The organism is Vibrio sp. YQ_11 (genome assembly GCF_043103065.1).
In the GTDB taxonomy this organism is placed as follows: Bacteria; Pseudomonadota; Gammaproteobacteria; order Enterobacterales; family Vibrionaceae; genus Vibrio; species Vibrio parahaemolyticus.
This window is the reverse complement of record NZ_JBICJM010000005.1, coordinates 311,396-328,802: the sequence shown is the minus strand read 5'-3', so window position 1 is coordinate 328,802 and position 17,407 is coordinate 311,396. Positions and strand designations below refer to the sequence as shown.

The window sequence follows — 17,407 nt, the reverse complement described above, 5'->3', positions numbered from 1 at the left end:
GGTTGGGTATTTTTAATGAGTGAGATTAATTTAAGTCACGCCTTTCACAGTGATCCGGTCATCCAGATCCGAGATTTGTGCGTGGACTACATCACCGACAATGGTGACTTTAATGCGGTGAAATCGGTCAGCTTTGATATTGGAAAAGGCGAAGTATTCGGCCTTGCTGGGGAATCTGGATGCGGAAAGAGTACCATCGCTTTTTCGATCAATCGCCTGCACAAGCCGCCCGCGTTTATCTCTGGCGGACAAATTCTGTTCCAAGGTAAGGACATCTTACGTTTGTCCGATAAGGAGCTAAGCGCGCTGCGTTGGAGCGAAATCGCCATGGTATTCCAAAGTGCCATGAACTCGCTTAATCCGGTACTGACCATTCAAGAGCAGTTTGCAGACGTCCTACGTCATCATCAAGGCCTCAGCAACGAACAAGCCAAAGATCGCGCCGAAAAACTGCTCGATTTGGTGAACATCCCTCGAGATCGACTGGGTGAATATCCGCACCAGTTCTCTGGGGGAATGCGCCAGAGGCTGGTTATTGCCATCGCGCTGTCTTTAAACCCTAAGCTCATCATTATGGATGAACCAACGACAGCGCTTGATGTGGTGGTGCAGCGAGAGATCCTGCAACAAATTTATCAGCTGAGAGAAGAATTTGGTTTCTCAGTTCTTTTCATCACCCACGATTTAGCCTTGATGAGCCAATTGTGCGACCGCATCGCCATCATGCGCCATGGTGAGATCGTAGAGGTCAATCACGCTTACGAGATCCGCAATCACCCACAACACCCTTACACGCAAAAATTGTGGGCCTCGTTCCCCAATATTCACGATGTTCACAAGCAGCCAGAGCAACAAGGAGCACCAGTATGAGTCAACCGATCATTCAAATGAAAAACGTGATCAAAGAGTTCACTGTGGGCGGTGGCTTTGCCAAAGAAGAGACTTTTCGAGCGTTGCAAGGCGTCAGTTTTGATCTTTACGCAGGGCGAACATTGGCTCTCGTTGGCGAATCAGGCTGCGGTAAAAGCACGTGTGCAAGGCTAATCACAAAGGTTTACCCGGCGAGCGAAGGGGAAATTCTATTTAACGGCACCAACATCAATGACATCACCTCACGACACGATATTCAAGATTATCGCAGTAAGTTACAAATGGTGTTTCAAGACCCTTTTGGATCGCTGAACCCGACCCACACAATTCGTCATCATTTAACTCGCCCGTTGAAAATCCACAAGCAGGTGCAGCATGACCGCGAGATCCCGGCGCGATTGGACGAACTTCTCAAGCTGGTGGAATTGCCAGAAGAGACGTTAAACAAGTACCCGCACGAACTCAGCGGCGGTCAGCGTCAGCGAGTAAACCTCGCACGCGCACTGGCCGTCGGTTCACAAATAATTTTGGCCGATGAGCCAACATCGATGCTGGATGTGTCAATTCGCTTAGGCGTATTAAACTTGATGCAGCGTATGAAGCAAGAGCTTGGGATTGGCTTTTTGTACATTACCCACGACCTCGCCACCGCGCACTACATCGCTGAAGAAACAGCGGTGATGTATAAAGGGCAAATCGTTGAATGGGGTGACACGCACGCGATCTTGAAAAATCCACAGCACCCATACACTAAGTTGTTGATCTCAGCCGTACCCGATCCTGATCTGCCATTTGGAAACTTGGTGAAAAATGAACCAAACTACTCAATAGATGCCGATGAGATCCGTCATCGCAGCAGTGTTGTGGTTGATGAATATGATCAAGTTGGTCCGAATCACTTTGTTAAACAATGGATTGAGGCTGCATGATGGAACTGACCTCCTGGCAAGATCAAATCTCGGATTGGTATGAAACTAGGAAGCATGATCAAGTAGACGTGTTAGAAGCGATCTTGTACGAAGCTCCTGATACCGTGTTTGGTCCTGAGCTGTCTGATCAACAAAGTAAAGCCATCGCCTGCTGGCTAGATGGATGTTTGAGAGTATTTGAACACGCCAGGTATCAAGACCATCACAAAGCTTACCAAACTCTGCTCTATGCAAGCGCGAAGCTCGAACAAGCGGCATGCCACCCCATGAGTGATATTCTACTTAAAGATTGGTGCTTAAAACGTTTACAGCATTTGACCGTATTAGCGTTGGAATTTTGCAATCAACAGCAAGATCAAAACCAATGGCAACAACAGGCCAATAACTTGATCGAATCACATGTCGCCTTAATGCGATCACTTAACTGGAACGAGGCAGGGAAACATGATCAAGGACTGCGCCATTAATACGGAAGAATGATCAAGAGTGTTCAGGAAAATTAGGCAAAAAAAAGCGAGTTTCTTGAGGAGAAACTCGCGAAGTCTATTCAGAATGAATGTAACAATATGAGCCAATCTATTAATCATCAGAAAGGACAAAAGGTTGTCTATTCGAGATAAATCTTAGTCTTCGCTCAGACATCTAATGTCAGTGGTTTGTTAGAGTTGAGTCTGTTTTCTATCATCGAAAGACATTGTTACATTTTAAATCAATCAGTCACGGCTATTACTCACCCCTGCTTGCGCGAGATCATATTAAATCGCCATTTCATCCAAAGCACGGAACACCATCTCATCCATGTGACCATCAAACACTTGTCGGCAAACTTTACGGCGCACCGCTAAACCAGCAATCAAACGTTCAATCGTGAGATGTTTAACCTCGTTTTGAGTGTTAAACAGCTCTACAGTTTTGCTCAGAGTCTCATAAGGAATAGGTTCATCCCCTACTCTCAGCCAATCTAGCTTCTCAATGTACTCAGAACACTCTTCTTTGATTGAGGCATACGAGTGCCCTGTCATTGCAGACAACGCCGTTATACTGCGTTCTAGCGCCTCTGGAGAGGTGTATTTCGACAGAGTAATGGTGATCTCATCTGCGTTGATCTCGACAAGGTGCTTTCTTTGCTTCACTCGACGCCCCAAATTTCCGCGCGGAGACGGGGCTTTTCGCTGAATAGGCTCAAATTCGCCGTCAATGATGCCTGAGAGCGCTTCAAGCTGCTGTCGGGTTACCATCTCATTACGAAGCGGGTTTGGCAGCGTAGGCGCCATGTTGCGCTTGCCTGCGTTGGTTGTACGAGCACGTGAGTAACGCAGTACCTCTTCGACGTCACATTTGATGTCGATCTGGTAATCCATCACTTTATCATTCTCGATCATAGTTTCGATCGTTAAGTGATAGCCCCATAAGTTCACCACAAAAAGATCGTCTGTCCCTTTGCCGTCTGACAAGCGTTTCAGCTCACGGATCAGATCCATTGAGAACCGACGCCATTCAATGTTACGTGCAAGCTTCTGATTTAACTCGCTCAACAGCATGCAATCTGTGTGTCGGCGCACCATACGACTACGGAAAAACGAATACAGCTGGAACACCAACGTATGTTGTTTCAGGATTTCTGGTGGGAACAAGAAGAAATAATCGCGTGTTAGTAGTTCTTCGTAGAACGACGGTTCCCACACCAAGATGTATAAGTTGGGTTTAATACGAATTTCGCCATCACTGCCTTCAACGGGCGCTTCTTCTGAAGCCGTGATGGTACGGGCTAAGAAGCGGAAGCGGTCACTCTTAAAGCCTTCGGGCATATTTTCACTGAGCCATCGGCCAGTGAGTTCATGCAGTTGGAAATCGGTAAACTCGATACGATCGATACTGTCACGGATGGAATCACGCGCTGGGCCACTGTCTTTTTTGCCACGTAATGACAAAATATCGGTGATGTAGAGCGGCGTTTTATTCGGAACGTGCGCGGCATCCATTTGATATTGATCTTTATGATGATCATGGTATTGCACTGTCAGAGTAAACAACGCAAACAGCGTCATCAGATCATCGACTGTCATGATATTTTTGGAAGATCGCGTTTCAATCACCGCTTTGGTGCCTGAGATCGACACCATGGATTTCTGATAGCTTTTACGAGTGCGAGGTGGTGCGAGTGCTTGGTCAATGATCCCAGCCCAATTCGTTGGTGAAACGACAAATTGATCCGCTTCATCCTTCATCATTGGTGGCGTATTTAAGCCGTGCTCATTCAACAAGCGCTTGTTCACTTGGGTTTGTGCGAGTGCCTTAGAACGTTTTTGCTTTTCATTCTGACGAACTTTGTCAGTGACTAAGCTTGTTGCCCCCAAAACCGAAATGAGCTGGTTTGGGTTTACAAACTTATGCAGCATGGTTTTACCTGCTAGGCCTTCCTCAAAACGTACTGGAGTCTGGGTAAACAAGCCAATATTGACAGCCGCTCGTAAACGTTGCTGAAGTGCAGCACGAGTCAGTTGACCGTCTGTGGCTTCAACAATCTCTGTTGTTGAAACAAGTCCATCTTTGCTGCTGAAACCTCGCAATGAGATCAGATTAAGCAACTCTAAGATGCTTTTGGTCACCCCTTTGAAATGTTGGTACTGCTCTACCCAATCAGCAGAGGATTCATGTACCTCAAAAAGATGGCCATCCTTATGGCTTCTTGGTGCTTTAATCAGAATTTTTTCATCAGCCGTCATTTTAGATCCAGATCACACTAGCCGTAGTTGTGCTATGGTTCCGAAGAATAAAGAAAAACAGATCATAAATAAAGAAAAAATCTTGTTTTTTAAATAACTGATCTTTTTGATTATTCTGATCTTAATTGATTATATGATCTATTGATCTGGTTATTTTTGCGAGCATAAGTTGCTGTTATTAATGAGTATTTTTTGAAGGTGTTTCGGAACTATGATCATAGCTTTACCGAAACGATGATCAACAAAACCTTGAAAGCATGATCACTTCATTCCGCAAGCATGATCATTAAGTTCCTGAAAAGATGATCAAAACAATCATGAAACGATGATCATGATGTCTGTACCGGTTATCCACAGAAATCCGTGATTGCCTCGATCTTGATTTGTCGATCCTATGCTATTGTGAGTGTTTCGAGGTTGCGGATCAATGATCAAGCTAAGGTTATTTCATCTCTCTTTACCTTCAATTGTTGCCAAATTAGCCAAACGATTAAAATGACGTCAATTTGGGTCCTTCGCCTCAAAGATTGCATGATTATCAGAATTAACGGAAGCATGATCATGAAAGACACTATGTCTTGTTTGCCGATACTGTATTTCATCGTTCCGAAGGTTGAGAGGCGCATTTATGCGTCAATCCCCCATTCCGTCTGCATTCAGCCGTAAATTGCGCATTAAAAAGCATGCTTCCGAGAAACCTACTTGCTTGATCATTTTTCCGAGAAATGGATCCATGTACTCAAGCCTTGATTTACCTTCATTCGTCCATTATCTGCCATGATCATGCTTTCGTATTTACAGTTATCTTCGAAAACATGATCAAGAGTCTTCCTTGATCATGGTTCCGTTCTTATTCGTTGTCTTTTCGCTGATTTTGCTTCGGATGCATGATCAAGGTCGTGACGCGACACTATTTTCTCTCTTTTCCTCCACAATCAGTATGTAAAATGATTTAAGTCGATTGAAATCACATAATCCGTAATTTAGCCCACTTATATAATCGTTCCGGATAAAATAGATTTACATTGTAAATAAGTGACAATGTAACACTTTTAATTTTGATAAGAACTAACCTCTTTTATTTGGAATAAATCGATTAAAAATTGATATATTTTTCTTCTTAAATCATAAAACAGCCAATTTTGATGGTTTTTTATGTGATGGTTGTTCAAAATGAATGTGCACCTTTTTGTTGTTTTTGAAGTCTACTGCTGTACAATTGGATGCAGATATCCTTCCAACGGAATTTGGCATGAAAAGAGAAAAAACGATTGAAAATCTTCAAGAGTTAGCTGAGCTGACGCAACAAGTTCAAGCTGACCGTATTGAGATTGTTTTGGAAGAGCGAAGTGACAACTACTTCCCACCAATGTCTAAGGCGATGATGGAGACTCGCTCTGGTTTAACTCGTCGTAAACTGGATGAAGCGATCGGTAAGATGGAAGCCGCAGGCCACCAATTTACTAAAAACAACGCGAATCATTACTCCATTACGTTAGAAGAAGCACACATGCTGATGGATGCGGCTGAAGTGCCAAAATTCTATGAGCGTAAGAAGAATAACGGCAATAAACCATGGATTATCAACGTACAAAACCAAAAAGGTGGTACGGGTAAATCAATGACGGCCGTACATTTGGCTGCTTGTTTGGCGCTTAACCTAGATAAACGCTACCGCATTTGTTTGATTGACTTGGACCCTCAAGGTTCATTACGTCTGTTTTTAAACCCGCAAATCAGTGTGGCTGAGCACGACAACATTTATTCAGCGGTGGACATCATGTTAGGCAACGTGCCTGATGGAGTAGAGATCGACCGCGAATTTTTACACAAGAACGTGCTGTTGCCGACGCAATATCCGAACTTGAAGTCAATCTCCGCATTCCCCGAAGATGCTATGTTTAACGCAGAAGCGTGGCAAACGCTGTCTGAAGACCCATCACTTGATATCGTTCGTCTATTGAAAGAACAGCTTATCGACAAGATTGCGAATGACTTCGATATCATCATGATTGATACCGGTCCGCACGTTGACCCTCTGGTTTGGAATGCGATGTACGCGTCCAATGCACTGTTAATTCCTTGTGCGGCAAAACGTCTAGACTGGGCATCTACGGTTAACTTCTTCCAGCATTTGCCTACGGTTTATGAGATGTTCCCAGAAGATTGGAATGGCTTAGAGTTTGTTCGTCTAATGCCAACCATGTTCGAAGACGACAACAAGAAGCAAGTCTCGGTATTGACGGAAATGAACTATCTGCTTGGTGACCAAGTGATGATGGCAACCATTCCACGTAGCCGTGCATTTGAAACGTGTGCAGACACCTACAGCACTGTGTTTGATTTAACCGTAAGTGATTTCGAAGGCGGCAAGAAGACACTTGCAACTGCTCAAGATGCGGTTCACAAAAGCGCATTGGAATTGGAGCGCGTATTGCACTCTAACTGGCCGTCATTAAATCAGGGGTAAACAGTAAATGGCTTTGAAAACGTCTGAATTAAACGCGAAATTATTTGGTAAAACGAATAAACGTCGAGTAGCGACTCCACAAGAAGCGCAAACGGCAGCAAAAGAAAAAGCGCAAACCATCGAGTTGGCAGTGGCGGGTGAGGGCACGGTTCAGTTTGAATTAGTTCGTATTCCCGCAGATAAAGTGGCAAGCGAGACGCGAGTATTCGCGGACAACGCCCGTGAACAATCTTTCTTGAATGAGCATGCTTTATCTGATGTTTTGGTGACACTGAAAGAGCGTGGTCAACAGTACCCAGCTGTTGGTCGTCGCACTGACGATGGCAAAATTGAAGTGCTAGACGGTAGCCGCCGTCGTATGTCTTGTATCTTGGCGGGTAAGGATTTCTTGGTTTACGTTGGTGATGGCATCAACACTGAACACGCGAAATTCCTATCTGACGTTGCTAATGCGCACAAACCTCTGTCGCTTTACGAAAAAGGCAAAGAGATGCAGGCTAAGCTGGAAAGCGGTGAAGCTGAAGACCAAAAAGCGCTAGCGAAAATGTTCCAGTGCAGTGAAGCATTGGTAAGTGGTGCGCTTAAAGCCGCGGCATTGCCGCTAGAATTGCTACAAGCGTATCCAAATGTTGGCGATTTAGGTCGTCCAACCATCGTTAAACTGCACAAACAGTTCTCAACATTGACCGCTGAGCAGCAGCAAAACTTGTTGGATAAATGCCGTACGTCGGAAGGTTACTTGTGGCAACGTAGCAAGGCACAAGGCGTGGCTCGTTTGACCAAAGAAGTGACGGAAAGCATCGAAAGTTGGATCTCTGAGTTAGCACCAGCTAAACCTGCGAAAAAATCTGAAAAAGTTGACCTTGTCAAAGGTCGAGTAAGCTACAGTCGTAAAGGAAGCAATCTTGCTCTCAATCTGAAGAAAGTCGATGACAGCTTGATGGAAGAAATTCTTGCTTTTGTTCAAAGCAAAATGCAATAAAACTAAGCTTTAACGATAACCGCCTTCGGGCGGTTTTTTTATGTCTGCGATCTTGAGCGTGTGGAAGCATGCTCCGTATAGCAGATGTGATAACATGGCGGCAGTTCAACATCGGATAGACCCCATGCACGCACAATCTGAATTTCTATCTTCACTTCAACGCCAATCTCAACATGCTTTTCAACGCTCAGGCATTGTTTTGCAAGGAGAGGCCGGTTGGCAAGAGGCCATTCTCTCTGCATTTCTTCAAACTCAAACCACACAACGTTGGTTCTGTGTTGGGGATTGGTCATTCGAGAATGCCTTTTGTGTTGGAATGAGGCAGGGAAATCGACTACTAGGAAGAGAATGTGATGTGTTGCTGTTTGACGCGCGAAAAGAGTTCGATGCCAATAGCTTTACGGCGGCAATTGGCTCTCTCGTTGGCGGTGGAATGCTACTTGTTGTGACAAATACAGCTCAACCACAACACTTCGCTGAGCAATGGATGCAGACCCAATGGCAAAAGCTGATAGTGCTTGAGCAGGGGAAAGTCATTCCTCAGGTTTCTGAGTTTGCTATTGCGCAGAGAAATACAGAATACATAGAGCAGACTCACGCTGTTTCATTAATCGAGAAAGTGGTGAGTGGGCATCGTAAGCGTCCTTTAGTGCTCACGGCTGATCGCGGTAGAGGTAAAAGCAGCGCGTTAGGTATCGCTTGTGCTCAGTTGTTGCAACACAAGCCGCTGCGTATATTACTTACCGCGCCTTCTATTAACGCTGTTGAGCCAGTCTATCAGCACGCGCAGCGTTTACTTACGGATGCCAAACAGATGAAGAAAGACCGTTTGGAAGTCGGCAATGGGTATATTCAGTTTATTGCGCCTGACGAATTGTTGTCTTCGCTGCCTGAGTGTGATTTGTTGCTAGTTGATGAAGCGGCTGCGATTCCCGTCCCGATGCTCAAACAAATCACCGAGCATTATCATCGTTTGGTCTTTTCTAGCACGATTCATGGCTATGAAGGCTGCGGACGTGGCTTCACGTTGAAGTTCATTGAATGGTTGCAACAACAACGACCTGGCATGAAGACGTATCACATGCAGCAGCCAATTCGTTGGAGCGTAGATGATAAGTTAGAAACGTGGTTGTATGACGCTTTTATCTTGAACGCGGAATTATCGCCGCAATCCATTGAAGGCATGGCGAACGTATCGTTGAACAAAGTGGACAAGCAAGCACTGGTTCACCAACCCAACTTACTACGCGAATGCTTTGCTTTACTGGTTAATGCTCATTATCAAACCTCACCGAATGATTTGCTCCATTTACTGCGAGATGACAACAGCTCCGTTTATCTCGCGATGGATAAACAAAATATCATCGGAGTCATTCTCACGGTTGAGGAGGGCGGTCTTGATGACGAGTTAATTGAAGCCGTTCAACTTGGTCAACGTCGTCCTAAAGGGCATTTGACGCCAATCACCATCATCAATCAACTTGGTTTGGTAAAGGTAGGCAGGCTTATTACTTCACGAGTGATGCGAATTGCGGTGCATCCTGATCTACAAGGTTTGGGCGTTGGCAAGCGCATGCTAACACTACTCGAGGAAAGTGTTGGAGAACATGTGGATTATCTATCGACAAGTTTTGGTGCGACGGATGAGTTGATTCAGTTTTGGCAACAAGCTGGCTATCAATCTATTCGTTTAGGAACTATGCGCGATGCCGCCAGCGGTTGTTATTCATTGTTGATGGTTCGCCAACTTGCGAATAAATCACAAACTTGGATTGATGACGCACAAGCATTGTTTCATGAGTTTTTGTCTGCGAGCCTTTCCCTTGTTTATCCTAAGTTAGAGCCGAGTCTGGCTAGAAGCTTGTTGCGTCAACCGATTCAACATCAAACCTTACATCCGACTAAGCGAGTATTGCTTCAAAGCTATGCGCAGGGTGGTGCAAGCTATGAATCGATTTTTGTGTGGTTACAACAGTTGCTGCGTCAACATGGTTTAGCGCCTGTTTCTGATTTGATGATAAGTAAAGTGTTCTTAAACCATGATTGGGTCATTTGTGCCAAACAATTTGGATTATCGGGAAGAAAGCAAGTTGAGCAACAGTTAAGAAGTGAGTTAGAAAAGTTGTTGAGTCAATTTACAGTGTAAACGCAACGCCTTATGGATTTACACTGTAAATAGAGACGAGCTGAGAGGAGTGACTTTACACTGTAAATTCACTCCTTTTTTGTTTTTGATGAATGATAAAAAGCAAACTCATGACCGACAAAGTTCAATGTTGAGCTGTAAACAAAATCGCCAATAAAAGGGAAGGAGTGGCGTCGCCACTTCTATTGTATTGAAGCACTATAACTACAAGCTACAACTTTCTCATGCTGTAGAGTGGAGCATGAAGTGAAACGAGAGTGGAATGATTTACGCGGATGAATCACCATGCCTAATACTTTATTTACTCAATAATACCAAGGCTTCGACCTTTAGTGACCTGAGCCCTATTCTTCGAAGTGCGAGGTTTGTTCAGAAAATGTTTTTGGTTAGACTGAAAGTGTTGATGGGAAGCAAAGTGGTAAGGGTATGTGGAAGCTGTGTCTTGAGTTATCTGAAGATAAGACCAAGGTGATAGCCCGTCTTCCGGGAGAAGTGGACCTTGGTGGTGAGCTAAATCAAAATGAATTAAACGAGCAGCTCGTCGCAATGAACGCTGAAAGGATGTTTGTTGTTGAGGGGGAAGTCGTGAGATTCATTAATTGCGCCAAAGAACGTAAAGCCGAAGCTTACGAAGGCATCGTCATTGCGGAAAAACGCAACGCGCAAGTTGAGGTCGAATTATCGAATAATGACATGCTCGCCAGTATGAACGTTGTCGGCGCGTACGGAGGCCGAGGTTTACGTGGCCCCGAGATTGTTCAAGCCCTTGCTCAAGCGAGAGTTTCGAAAGGCATCAACAAACTGGCTTTGAAGAAAGTGTTGGTTGTCAGCACTCAGCTCAAACCCGGCGAAACTTTTTCTCAACCTGTAGCGGTTGGTAAGCAACCTATCAAAGGCAAAGACGCTCTTTTTACTCCTCTCGTTAAAGACATCACCAAACGCATCCTCAAACCCAAAGACGGCCAATCTGCTAGCGACAAAATTGATTTACGTAACCTCGGTGAAACTATCGCGGTTGACGTAGGCGATGAGGTGATGCGCCGCACGCCTGCGACCAAAGGTACGCCAGGCTTTACTGTTCAAGGGCGAGTGATTCCTCCACAAGCTGGAAAAGACAGCCCAATGAAGCCAGGCAAGGGCACCGAGATAAGCAAGCACGACCCAAACCTATTGATTGCATCGGTATCCGGTACGCCTCTGATTAAAGACAAAACCATTGAAGTTGATAACGCACTTTGCCTCAATAGCGTTGGCGTGAATACAGGTCACGTGAAATTTAAAGGGAATGTGATTATCGGTGGCAACATTGAATCCGGAATGATTGTTAAAGCGACGGGCTCTATTACTGTAGGCGGCTTCATTGAATCGGCTGACGTACAAGCGCAAGACGACATCCAAGTCGGTAAAGGGATCATTGGCCACACCGTGAGTGATGGCCAGCCAAAGAGTTGTCACGTCAAAGCCAAAGGCTCGATTCGAGCCAGCTACGCCCAATATTGTGATTTGCAAGCTGGCGAAGATATTGAGTTGGCGGTGCACAGCATGAATAACGATATTGTTTGTGGGCGCAATCTGACGGTGCTGGATGCGAACGGTAGGAACGGTACGCTCAGCGGCGGAGATGCAAAAGTCGGTGACAAAGTGGTGTGCTTACAATTGGGCGTAGAAGGCGACACCGCCACTAAGGTAGAAGCGTTCGCGCGCTATTCTGCATTTAAGGAGCGATTAGCAGAGCTCAAAGATCAATACAAACGCGCTCAAGAAGGAACGATGGATGTGATTCGTAAAGAGCTCGAATTTAAGAAACGTCCTAAAGCCGAACGTACCGACGAAGAACAAGCTCAGATTGATGTGATGAAAACACAAAACAACGAGCAGCTTGAAGCGATAAAGCAAAAGCTAGAACAAACGGAACATGACTTTGAAGTCGCGTTAGAAGAAAATATTGTCGAAGCCAAAGAGCGTGTCTTCACTCGCGTGACGGTGCAGTTTGGCGACGAGCAAGTAACGACAAAGCGTACTCATGGCGGTTGTTCGTTCCGTTTCAATCAATACGAAATTAAAGTCTCGGCGAACTTGGAAGAAGAGGACGTCGCTGCGGTTTAAGCTTTCTTACTCACTGAGCCCACACGTCGCAACAAGATGTGTGGGCTTTTGTTTATCTACAAATCGACAATGTGCTCTTGATAGTAGTCCGCAAGCGCACCGACTTGGCTGCTACACATTACTTTCATTGCTTGTTTAATGTGTTCTATTGGCCAGTTCCACCATTGGATATTGAGTAGAGTTTCAATCTCTTTATCGCTGAATCGTTGACGTACGACTTGGTTGTTTCCAACCACCACCGAATAAGGTTGCACGTCTTTCGTCACTACGGTGCGTGCTCCGATGACGGCTCCATCGCCGATGTTTACTCCGGGCATGATCATCGCCTCGCTGCCAATCCAAACATCGTTCCCCACCACCGTGTCTCCGGCACGCTCGAAACCGTCTTGCACGCCTTCTCCAAATTCTTCAGGAGAGAAGGGGAAGGCCGAAATCCAGTCAATGCGATGACCTTGGTTTCCTGCCATCATAAAGGTGGCTCCAGAAGCGATGGAACAAAACTTGCCAATGATTCATTTGTCGATGCTATCGGGTTCTCTACTTTGCCATTCTTGAAGTGTGACGGGGTCACCCAACAAGTAGCGTACTGCTTGCTCTTCGAAGCTTTTTTGATGATAGAAGCCCGAGTAATAGCTGTAATCGCCAACGATGATATTGGGATTAGTGATGTGATCTTTAATGACTTGACCTTTTAACCACGTGTCGAAAACACTCATAACTCATCCTTTCAAATTTAGGTTGTACAGAGTTTAGAGGCTTTCTATTATTTCCAGTAGTTTGATTTTAGAGATTCAGAATTACTGTATGGAAATAAAATGGCTCAGCTACGTACCACTTTACGTCGCTTTGTGCGAGGAGCGAAGTATTGCTGGCGCAGCAAAGCGACTGAATTGTTCGAATGCGCATGTAAGTCGGCAACTTAAACAGCTTGAAGACATATTGTCGGTGCAGCTTATTCAGCGAACTACGCGCCAGTTTAATTTGACCTACGATGGTTTGCGGTTTTATCAGCAGGTAAAGCAACTGCTCGAAGGCGCTGAGCAGATCAATGAGCAAGTCATGGCAAACGAGATCGTATCGGGAAAATTGAGAATAGCGGCGTCCGCTTCTTTCGGAGCCGCGTTACTCAGCCAAACATTGATCGAGTTTCGATTGCAACATCCACAAGTGAGCGTCGAAGTGATCTTCACAGAGACACCTCTCGACTTGATTGAGGCTGGGTTTGATATCGCATTCTACTTTACCGATACTCCTCCAGAGGGATACGTCGGCCATCAGCTACGCACTTTACACTGTAAACCGATCGCTCATCGCTCGTATTTAGCGGATAAACCAAATGTAAGTACGCCAGAGGATCTTGGTGACTTAGAGCACATCCTTTATAAAAGTCGCGACTTGGTGTTAGATAAGTGGACGTTTACGCATAAGCAAACTCAACAGCAGTGCAGCATTGAGTTAGAAAGTACGCTGAGTTTTAATCTTGTCCAGTCCATGTTGGATGCTACTTTGGCTGGCTGTGGTGTATCCATGTTAGATGAATTTGCACTGGCTAAACTCGAATCTGCACAAAAAGAACAACTCGTGATCTTACTACCAGAATGGCAGACGGATGCGATTTTGCCGCTTTATCTGCTTTACCCAAAACGTGAGCACTTACCAAGAAGAACGCGGGCGTTCATTGATCACTTTAGGAACATATATTCTGTCGGCGAATAGCGACAACAAACTTAGCAACAATTGAGGAAGCAAAGGAATGCGAAAACACTGTATTGCGATTGGTGGTGGTGGCTGGATGATGGGAGAGAATCCGAGTCCGCTCGATCAATACATTTTGTCTTTGTCTGGTAAGGAGAATCCAAACATTTGTTTTCTACCGACAGCCACGGGAGACGCTGATGAAGTTATTGAACGTTTTTACAATGCGAAGCTTAGTGAAAACCTAACCCATTTTCCGTTGTTTAAGTTTGATGCTGGTTGGAAAGAAACGCTATTTGAACAAGACATCATTTACGTCGGTGGCGGTAATACGCGTTCGATGTTGGCCATTTGGCGCGAATGGGGAATCGATAGAATACTCAAGCAGTGTTATGAACAAGGCATCATCATTTGTGGCATGAGCGCTGGTGCAATTTGTTGGTTTGAGTTTGCGGTGACAGACAGTGATCCCGAAGCATACCAAGTTATGCGTTGTCTTGGATTAATTGACGGTTTGGCTGCGGCGCATTTTTCCCATGTTGGTGAGAAGTTTGAGGTTTTCCAAGCCTTTGCTCGTTCTCAACCGAGCATCACTTGTTATGGTATTCACGATTATGCGGCATTGCACTTTGTCGATGGAAAATTGTTAGCTACTGTCACCAGTTTTCCTGATGCAGGCGTGTTGGTCAAAACAGGTAACGAAGAAAACATATTACGAGGGTGAGCTTCTTCAAATCAGCATTAAAGGCAATAACTACTGACCGGACACAGAAGAAGCTCATGGATTCAGCTAACTTACATTAAGTATCGTGCTTACAGCTCGTAACGCAGACCTAAGTGGTAGTAGCTTTCGTCTGCGTGCACACCGCCAAACGAGACTTCTTGTCCATTGCTGTAGCCACGCGAACCGTTACGATCAACGTAGTTTGTGTAGATAGAAGAACGAGGCGTCAGTTTGTATTGCACTTCTAGCGTTGTATCTTTCAGCTCTAGCTCGTCACCATCACTGTTTTCTAAAGAACGATAACCAGCACGCAGTGCCCATTTGTCATTTACACTGTAAACCGCCGTCAGTTCCATCACTTTGTCGGTACTAGTTTGTGAGTAATAGCCCTCAAGTTCATCTTCCGAGTACAACGCACCCAACATCAAATCACCTAGGTAGTAACGCGTACCTGCGCCCCAGAATGTGTAATCGGTGTCGTTGCTTTCACGTGCATCACCTTTATTTTTCTGCATCGCCACCACTGGCGCCAAGGTACCCAAATTCCCCATGTCTAGCGTATAACGCAGTGCAGCGTTGTAACCGTAGTCGAGCTCAGAAGTGTTGTTTCCTAAAATGTACGCGACAGAAAAGTCGAAATTACCTAGGCTGTTTTGATATTGCAGCGTGCCATCTTGACGGAAAACTTGCGTCGCGGTTTTGTCGACTTTATTCGCTTGGCGCGCAATAGAAACATCGGAAGAGGCGAACACATCACCAATGTCGGTAAACATAATCAATCCAGATGCCACGCGACCACCAGTAATGCGACCATAATCTTTCGCATCAATACCCGCCCATACATAACGTGCGGTCAGAGACGGTTTGTCGTTTACTTGGTTTGCGTATTCAGCGGCACCCACTTGGTATTGCGCTTGGCCGATGATCGACGCGTACTCGTTGATGGTTTGTGAACCGTTTAAACCAATACGGCCATCAAACTCGCCATTTGCATCGCCGTGCTCGTCATTTTTACTGGTGACATTGAAACCAAGACGAGAGTAAATATTTAAAACTGACCCATCTTCCGCTTGATACAGCTGCGCTGCCATTGCGTTTGATGCCATCAACGTAGGGAGAAGTAGAGTCAAAATGTGCTTTTTCATGATTAACGACCTTTCATTTCTATTGTTTTAGGTACGACAAAGCCCCTTCCGAGTAACGGAATAAGAAAAATTGTCGTGAAGTAGAGAGGGGGCGCCCTTGTTTGCCAAGGGCGCGAGCTAGTCCATTCCTATAGGGGAAGAATGATTTAGCTTAAATCGACGTCTTTGCAGCCAAAGAAGTAAGTCGCGAGGAAGCCGACGATGTAAGAGATAAGCAGGCCAGCAACAAACACCATCATGCCCGGGAAGATGCCATTTTCAGATGTCATGAGAGGAATCGCCACGATACCGGATGGGCCAAACACCGTATTAAGACCAACTGGCAAGCCAAGGTAAGAAACTAAGCCGATAAAGAAGCCGCCCGCAGCGCCACCAATACAAGCGGTAACGAATGGTTTTACGCGTGGTAATGTCACGCCGTAAATCAATGGTTCGCCAATGCCTAGAAGACCCGGAATAATAGCGCCTTTAACTTGAGTGCGCAGTAGAGCGTCTTTTTTTGCTTTGAAATACAGCGCCATTGACGCGCCAACCTGACCGCCACCAGCCATCGCCAGGATAGGGAATAGCGAGTTAAAGCCCTGTGCTTCCATCAATGCGAAGTACACTGGAACGAAACCTTGGTGGATGCCAAATACCACAGAAATTAAGAACAAACCTGCCAAGATTGCAGCGCCTAATGGGTTATCGTTCAAGTTGAGGAACAACCAAGACATCCCTTTAAACAGCTCGCCGCCGATCGGCATGATGATCAAGAAGGTTACCGCACCCATGATCAACAGAGTGATAACGGACGTTAAGATCATGTCCAGATCATCTGGCATGTATTGACGAACCTTACGCTCGACTTGCGCACCGATGATCGCCGCCAAAAGTACGCCGATAATGTTGCCGCGCGGATCAATCGCAAAGCCGAAAAACTCGTTCATGCCAGAGTAAATGCCGGATGTAGCCTCTGGGTTGTAACCCAGCACAAACAAAGAGGCGAGAATGGCACCATTAACACCAGAGCCGCCAAACGCTTGCTGCGCGTTGTAACCAATCAGAATACTTAGGAAAGCAAACAGACCCTTACCAAAGACTTTCATGTAGGCGATCAAATCCAACATAAACTGGCTTGGTGTCTGGTCGAGAACAAACATCTGTTCCAATAACGTCGCAAAACCTAGCAACAAACCAGCGGCAATAAAGCCAGGGATCAACGGCGTAAAGATGGTGGCAAACTTGCTTAAAAAACGCTGAACTGCACTGGTTTGTTTGCTCTTCATCTGTTTTTTCTGCTCGGCCGCGACGGCAGAAAGATCTTGTTGCGGCATATCTGGTTCTTCACTATCACCAGAAGTTAAGCTGTCGATCAATTGATTCATCATCTCAGCCGCTTGTTGAGCTTTTCCGGGACCGAGAATGATCTGAAATTGCTCATCGCTTTCCACCACACCCATTACGCCGGGAATTTGCTTGATAACAGACTGGTCAGCCAAGCCATTGTTGGCGAGCGATAAACGCAAACGCGTCATACAGTTACCACATTTGCTTACGTTGCTGCTGCCACCCACTGCGGACAGCAACTGCGATACTGTGTTTGAAGTTATTTTTGCCATAGGGTCTATCCTT

General features: G+C 45.5%; 12 protein-coding genes and 1 pseudogene. 9 read left to right on the top strand and 4 right to left on the bottom strand.

What is annotated here, in order from left to right; translation table 11 throughout:
- Positions 1-15: 15 nt before the first annotated feature.
- The 3 genes from ACF8EG_RS01955 to ACF8EG_RS01945 are packed head-to-tail and all read left to right on the top strand — an operon-like array spanning position 16 to position 2,266.
- Positions 16-870: an ABC transporter ATP-binding protein gene (locus tag ACF8EG_RS01955; RefSeq protein WP_065770102.1), complete on the top strand. Its 855-nt coding sequence runs from the start codon at positions 16-18 to the stop codon at positions 868-870.
- Positions 867-1,799, top strand: coding sequence for an ABC transporter ATP-binding protein (locus ACF8EG_RS01950; RefSeq protein WP_031854871.1), 933 nt, complete (start codon positions 867-869; stop codon positions 1,797-1,799). Before ACF8EG_RS01955 ends, ACF8EG_RS01950 begins: the two co-directional genes overlap by 4 nt.
- A complete protein-coding gene (locus ACF8EG_RS01945) occupies positions 1,799-2,266 on the top strand; it encodes a hypothetical protein (protein WP_053815598.1) in 468 nt (155 codons plus the stop codon). The genes ACF8EG_RS01950 and ACF8EG_RS01945 overlap by 1 nt, the downstream gene beginning before the upstream one ends.
- Before the next feature lie 288 nt (positions 2,267-2,554).
- On the opposite strand, the gene ACF8EG_RS01940 is transcribed toward ACF8EG_RS01945, so the two are convergent.
- Positions 2,555-4,525, bottom strand: a complete 1,971-nt coding sequence (locus tag ACF8EG_RS01940; RefSeq protein ID WP_020838338.1) for a replication initiator protein RctB domain-containing protein — start codon at positions 4,523-4,525, stop codon at positions 2,555-2,557.
- 1,252 nt (positions 4,526-5,777) lie between these two features.
- Here ACF8EG_RS01940 and ACF8EG_RS01935 point away from each other — a divergent pair.
- From ACF8EG_RS01935 to ACF8EG_RS01920, 4 genes are all read left to right on the top strand, one after another.
- Positions 5,778-6,995, top strand: coding sequence for an AAA family ATPase (locus ACF8EG_RS01935; RefSeq protein ID WP_005500197.1), 1,218 nt, complete (start codon positions 5,778-5,780; stop codon positions 6,993-6,995).
- 7 nt (positions 6,996-7,002) lie between these two features.
- A complete protein-coding gene (locus tag ACF8EG_RS01930) occupies positions 7,003-7,977 on the top strand; it encodes a ParB/RepB/Spo0J family partition protein (protein ID WP_069505595.1) in 975 nt (324 codons plus the stop codon).
- A 124-nt stretch (positions 7,978-8,101) separates the two neighbouring features.
- Positions 8,102-10,123, top strand: coding sequence for a tRNA(Met) cytidine acetyltransferase TmcA (locus tag ACF8EG_RS01925; protein ID WP_069505593.1), 2,022 nt, complete (start codon positions 8,102-8,104; stop codon positions 10,121-10,123).
- A gap of 426 nt (positions 10,124-10,549) precedes the next feature.
- Positions 10,550-12,229: a DUF342 domain-containing protein gene (locus ACF8EG_RS01920; RefSeq protein WP_020838336.1), complete on the top strand. Its 1,680-nt coding sequence runs from the start codon at positions 10,550-10,552 to the stop codon at positions 12,227-12,229.
- A 56-nt stretch (positions 12,230-12,285) separates the two neighbouring features.
- On the opposite strand, the pseudogene catC reads toward ACF8EG_RS01920, so the two are convergent.
- A pseudogene (gene catC / locus ACF8EG_RS01915) lies at positions 12,286-12,945 on the bottom strand (type C chloramphenicol O-acetyltransferase).
- Positions 12,946-13,033: 88 nt separating this feature from the next.
- Here catC and ACF8EG_RS01910 point away from each other — a divergent pair.
- Entirely contained in the window at positions 13,034-13,945 is a 912-nt protein-coding gene (locus tag ACF8EG_RS01910) for a LysR family transcriptional regulator (protein WP_069505591.1), read from the top strand.
- A gap of 37 nt (positions 13,946-13,982) precedes the next feature.
- A complete protein-coding gene (locus tag ACF8EG_RS01905; protein WP_017447105.1) occupies positions 13,983-14,648 on the top strand; it encodes a peptidase E in 666 nt (221 codons plus the stop codon).
- A gap of 89 nt (positions 14,649-14,737) precedes the next feature.
- Here ACF8EG_RS01905 and ACF8EG_RS01900 read toward each other — a convergent pair whose 3' ends face one another.
- Positions 14,738-15,793, bottom strand: a complete 1,056-nt coding sequence (locus ACF8EG_RS01900) for a porin (RefSeq protein ID WP_069505589.1) — start codon at positions 15,791-15,793, stop codon at positions 14,738-14,740.
- 146 nt (positions 15,794-15,939) lie between these two features.
- Positions 15,940-17,394 carry a PTS N-acetylmuramic acid transporter subunit IIBC gene (murP, locus tag ACF8EG_RS01895; RefSeq protein WP_005500182.1) on the bottom strand — a complete coding sequence of 485 codons (1,455 nt, stop codon included), beginning with the start codon at positions 17,392-17,394 and terminating at the stop codon, positions 15,940-15,942.
- Between the last annotated feature and the right edge of the window lie 13 nt (positions 17,395-17,407).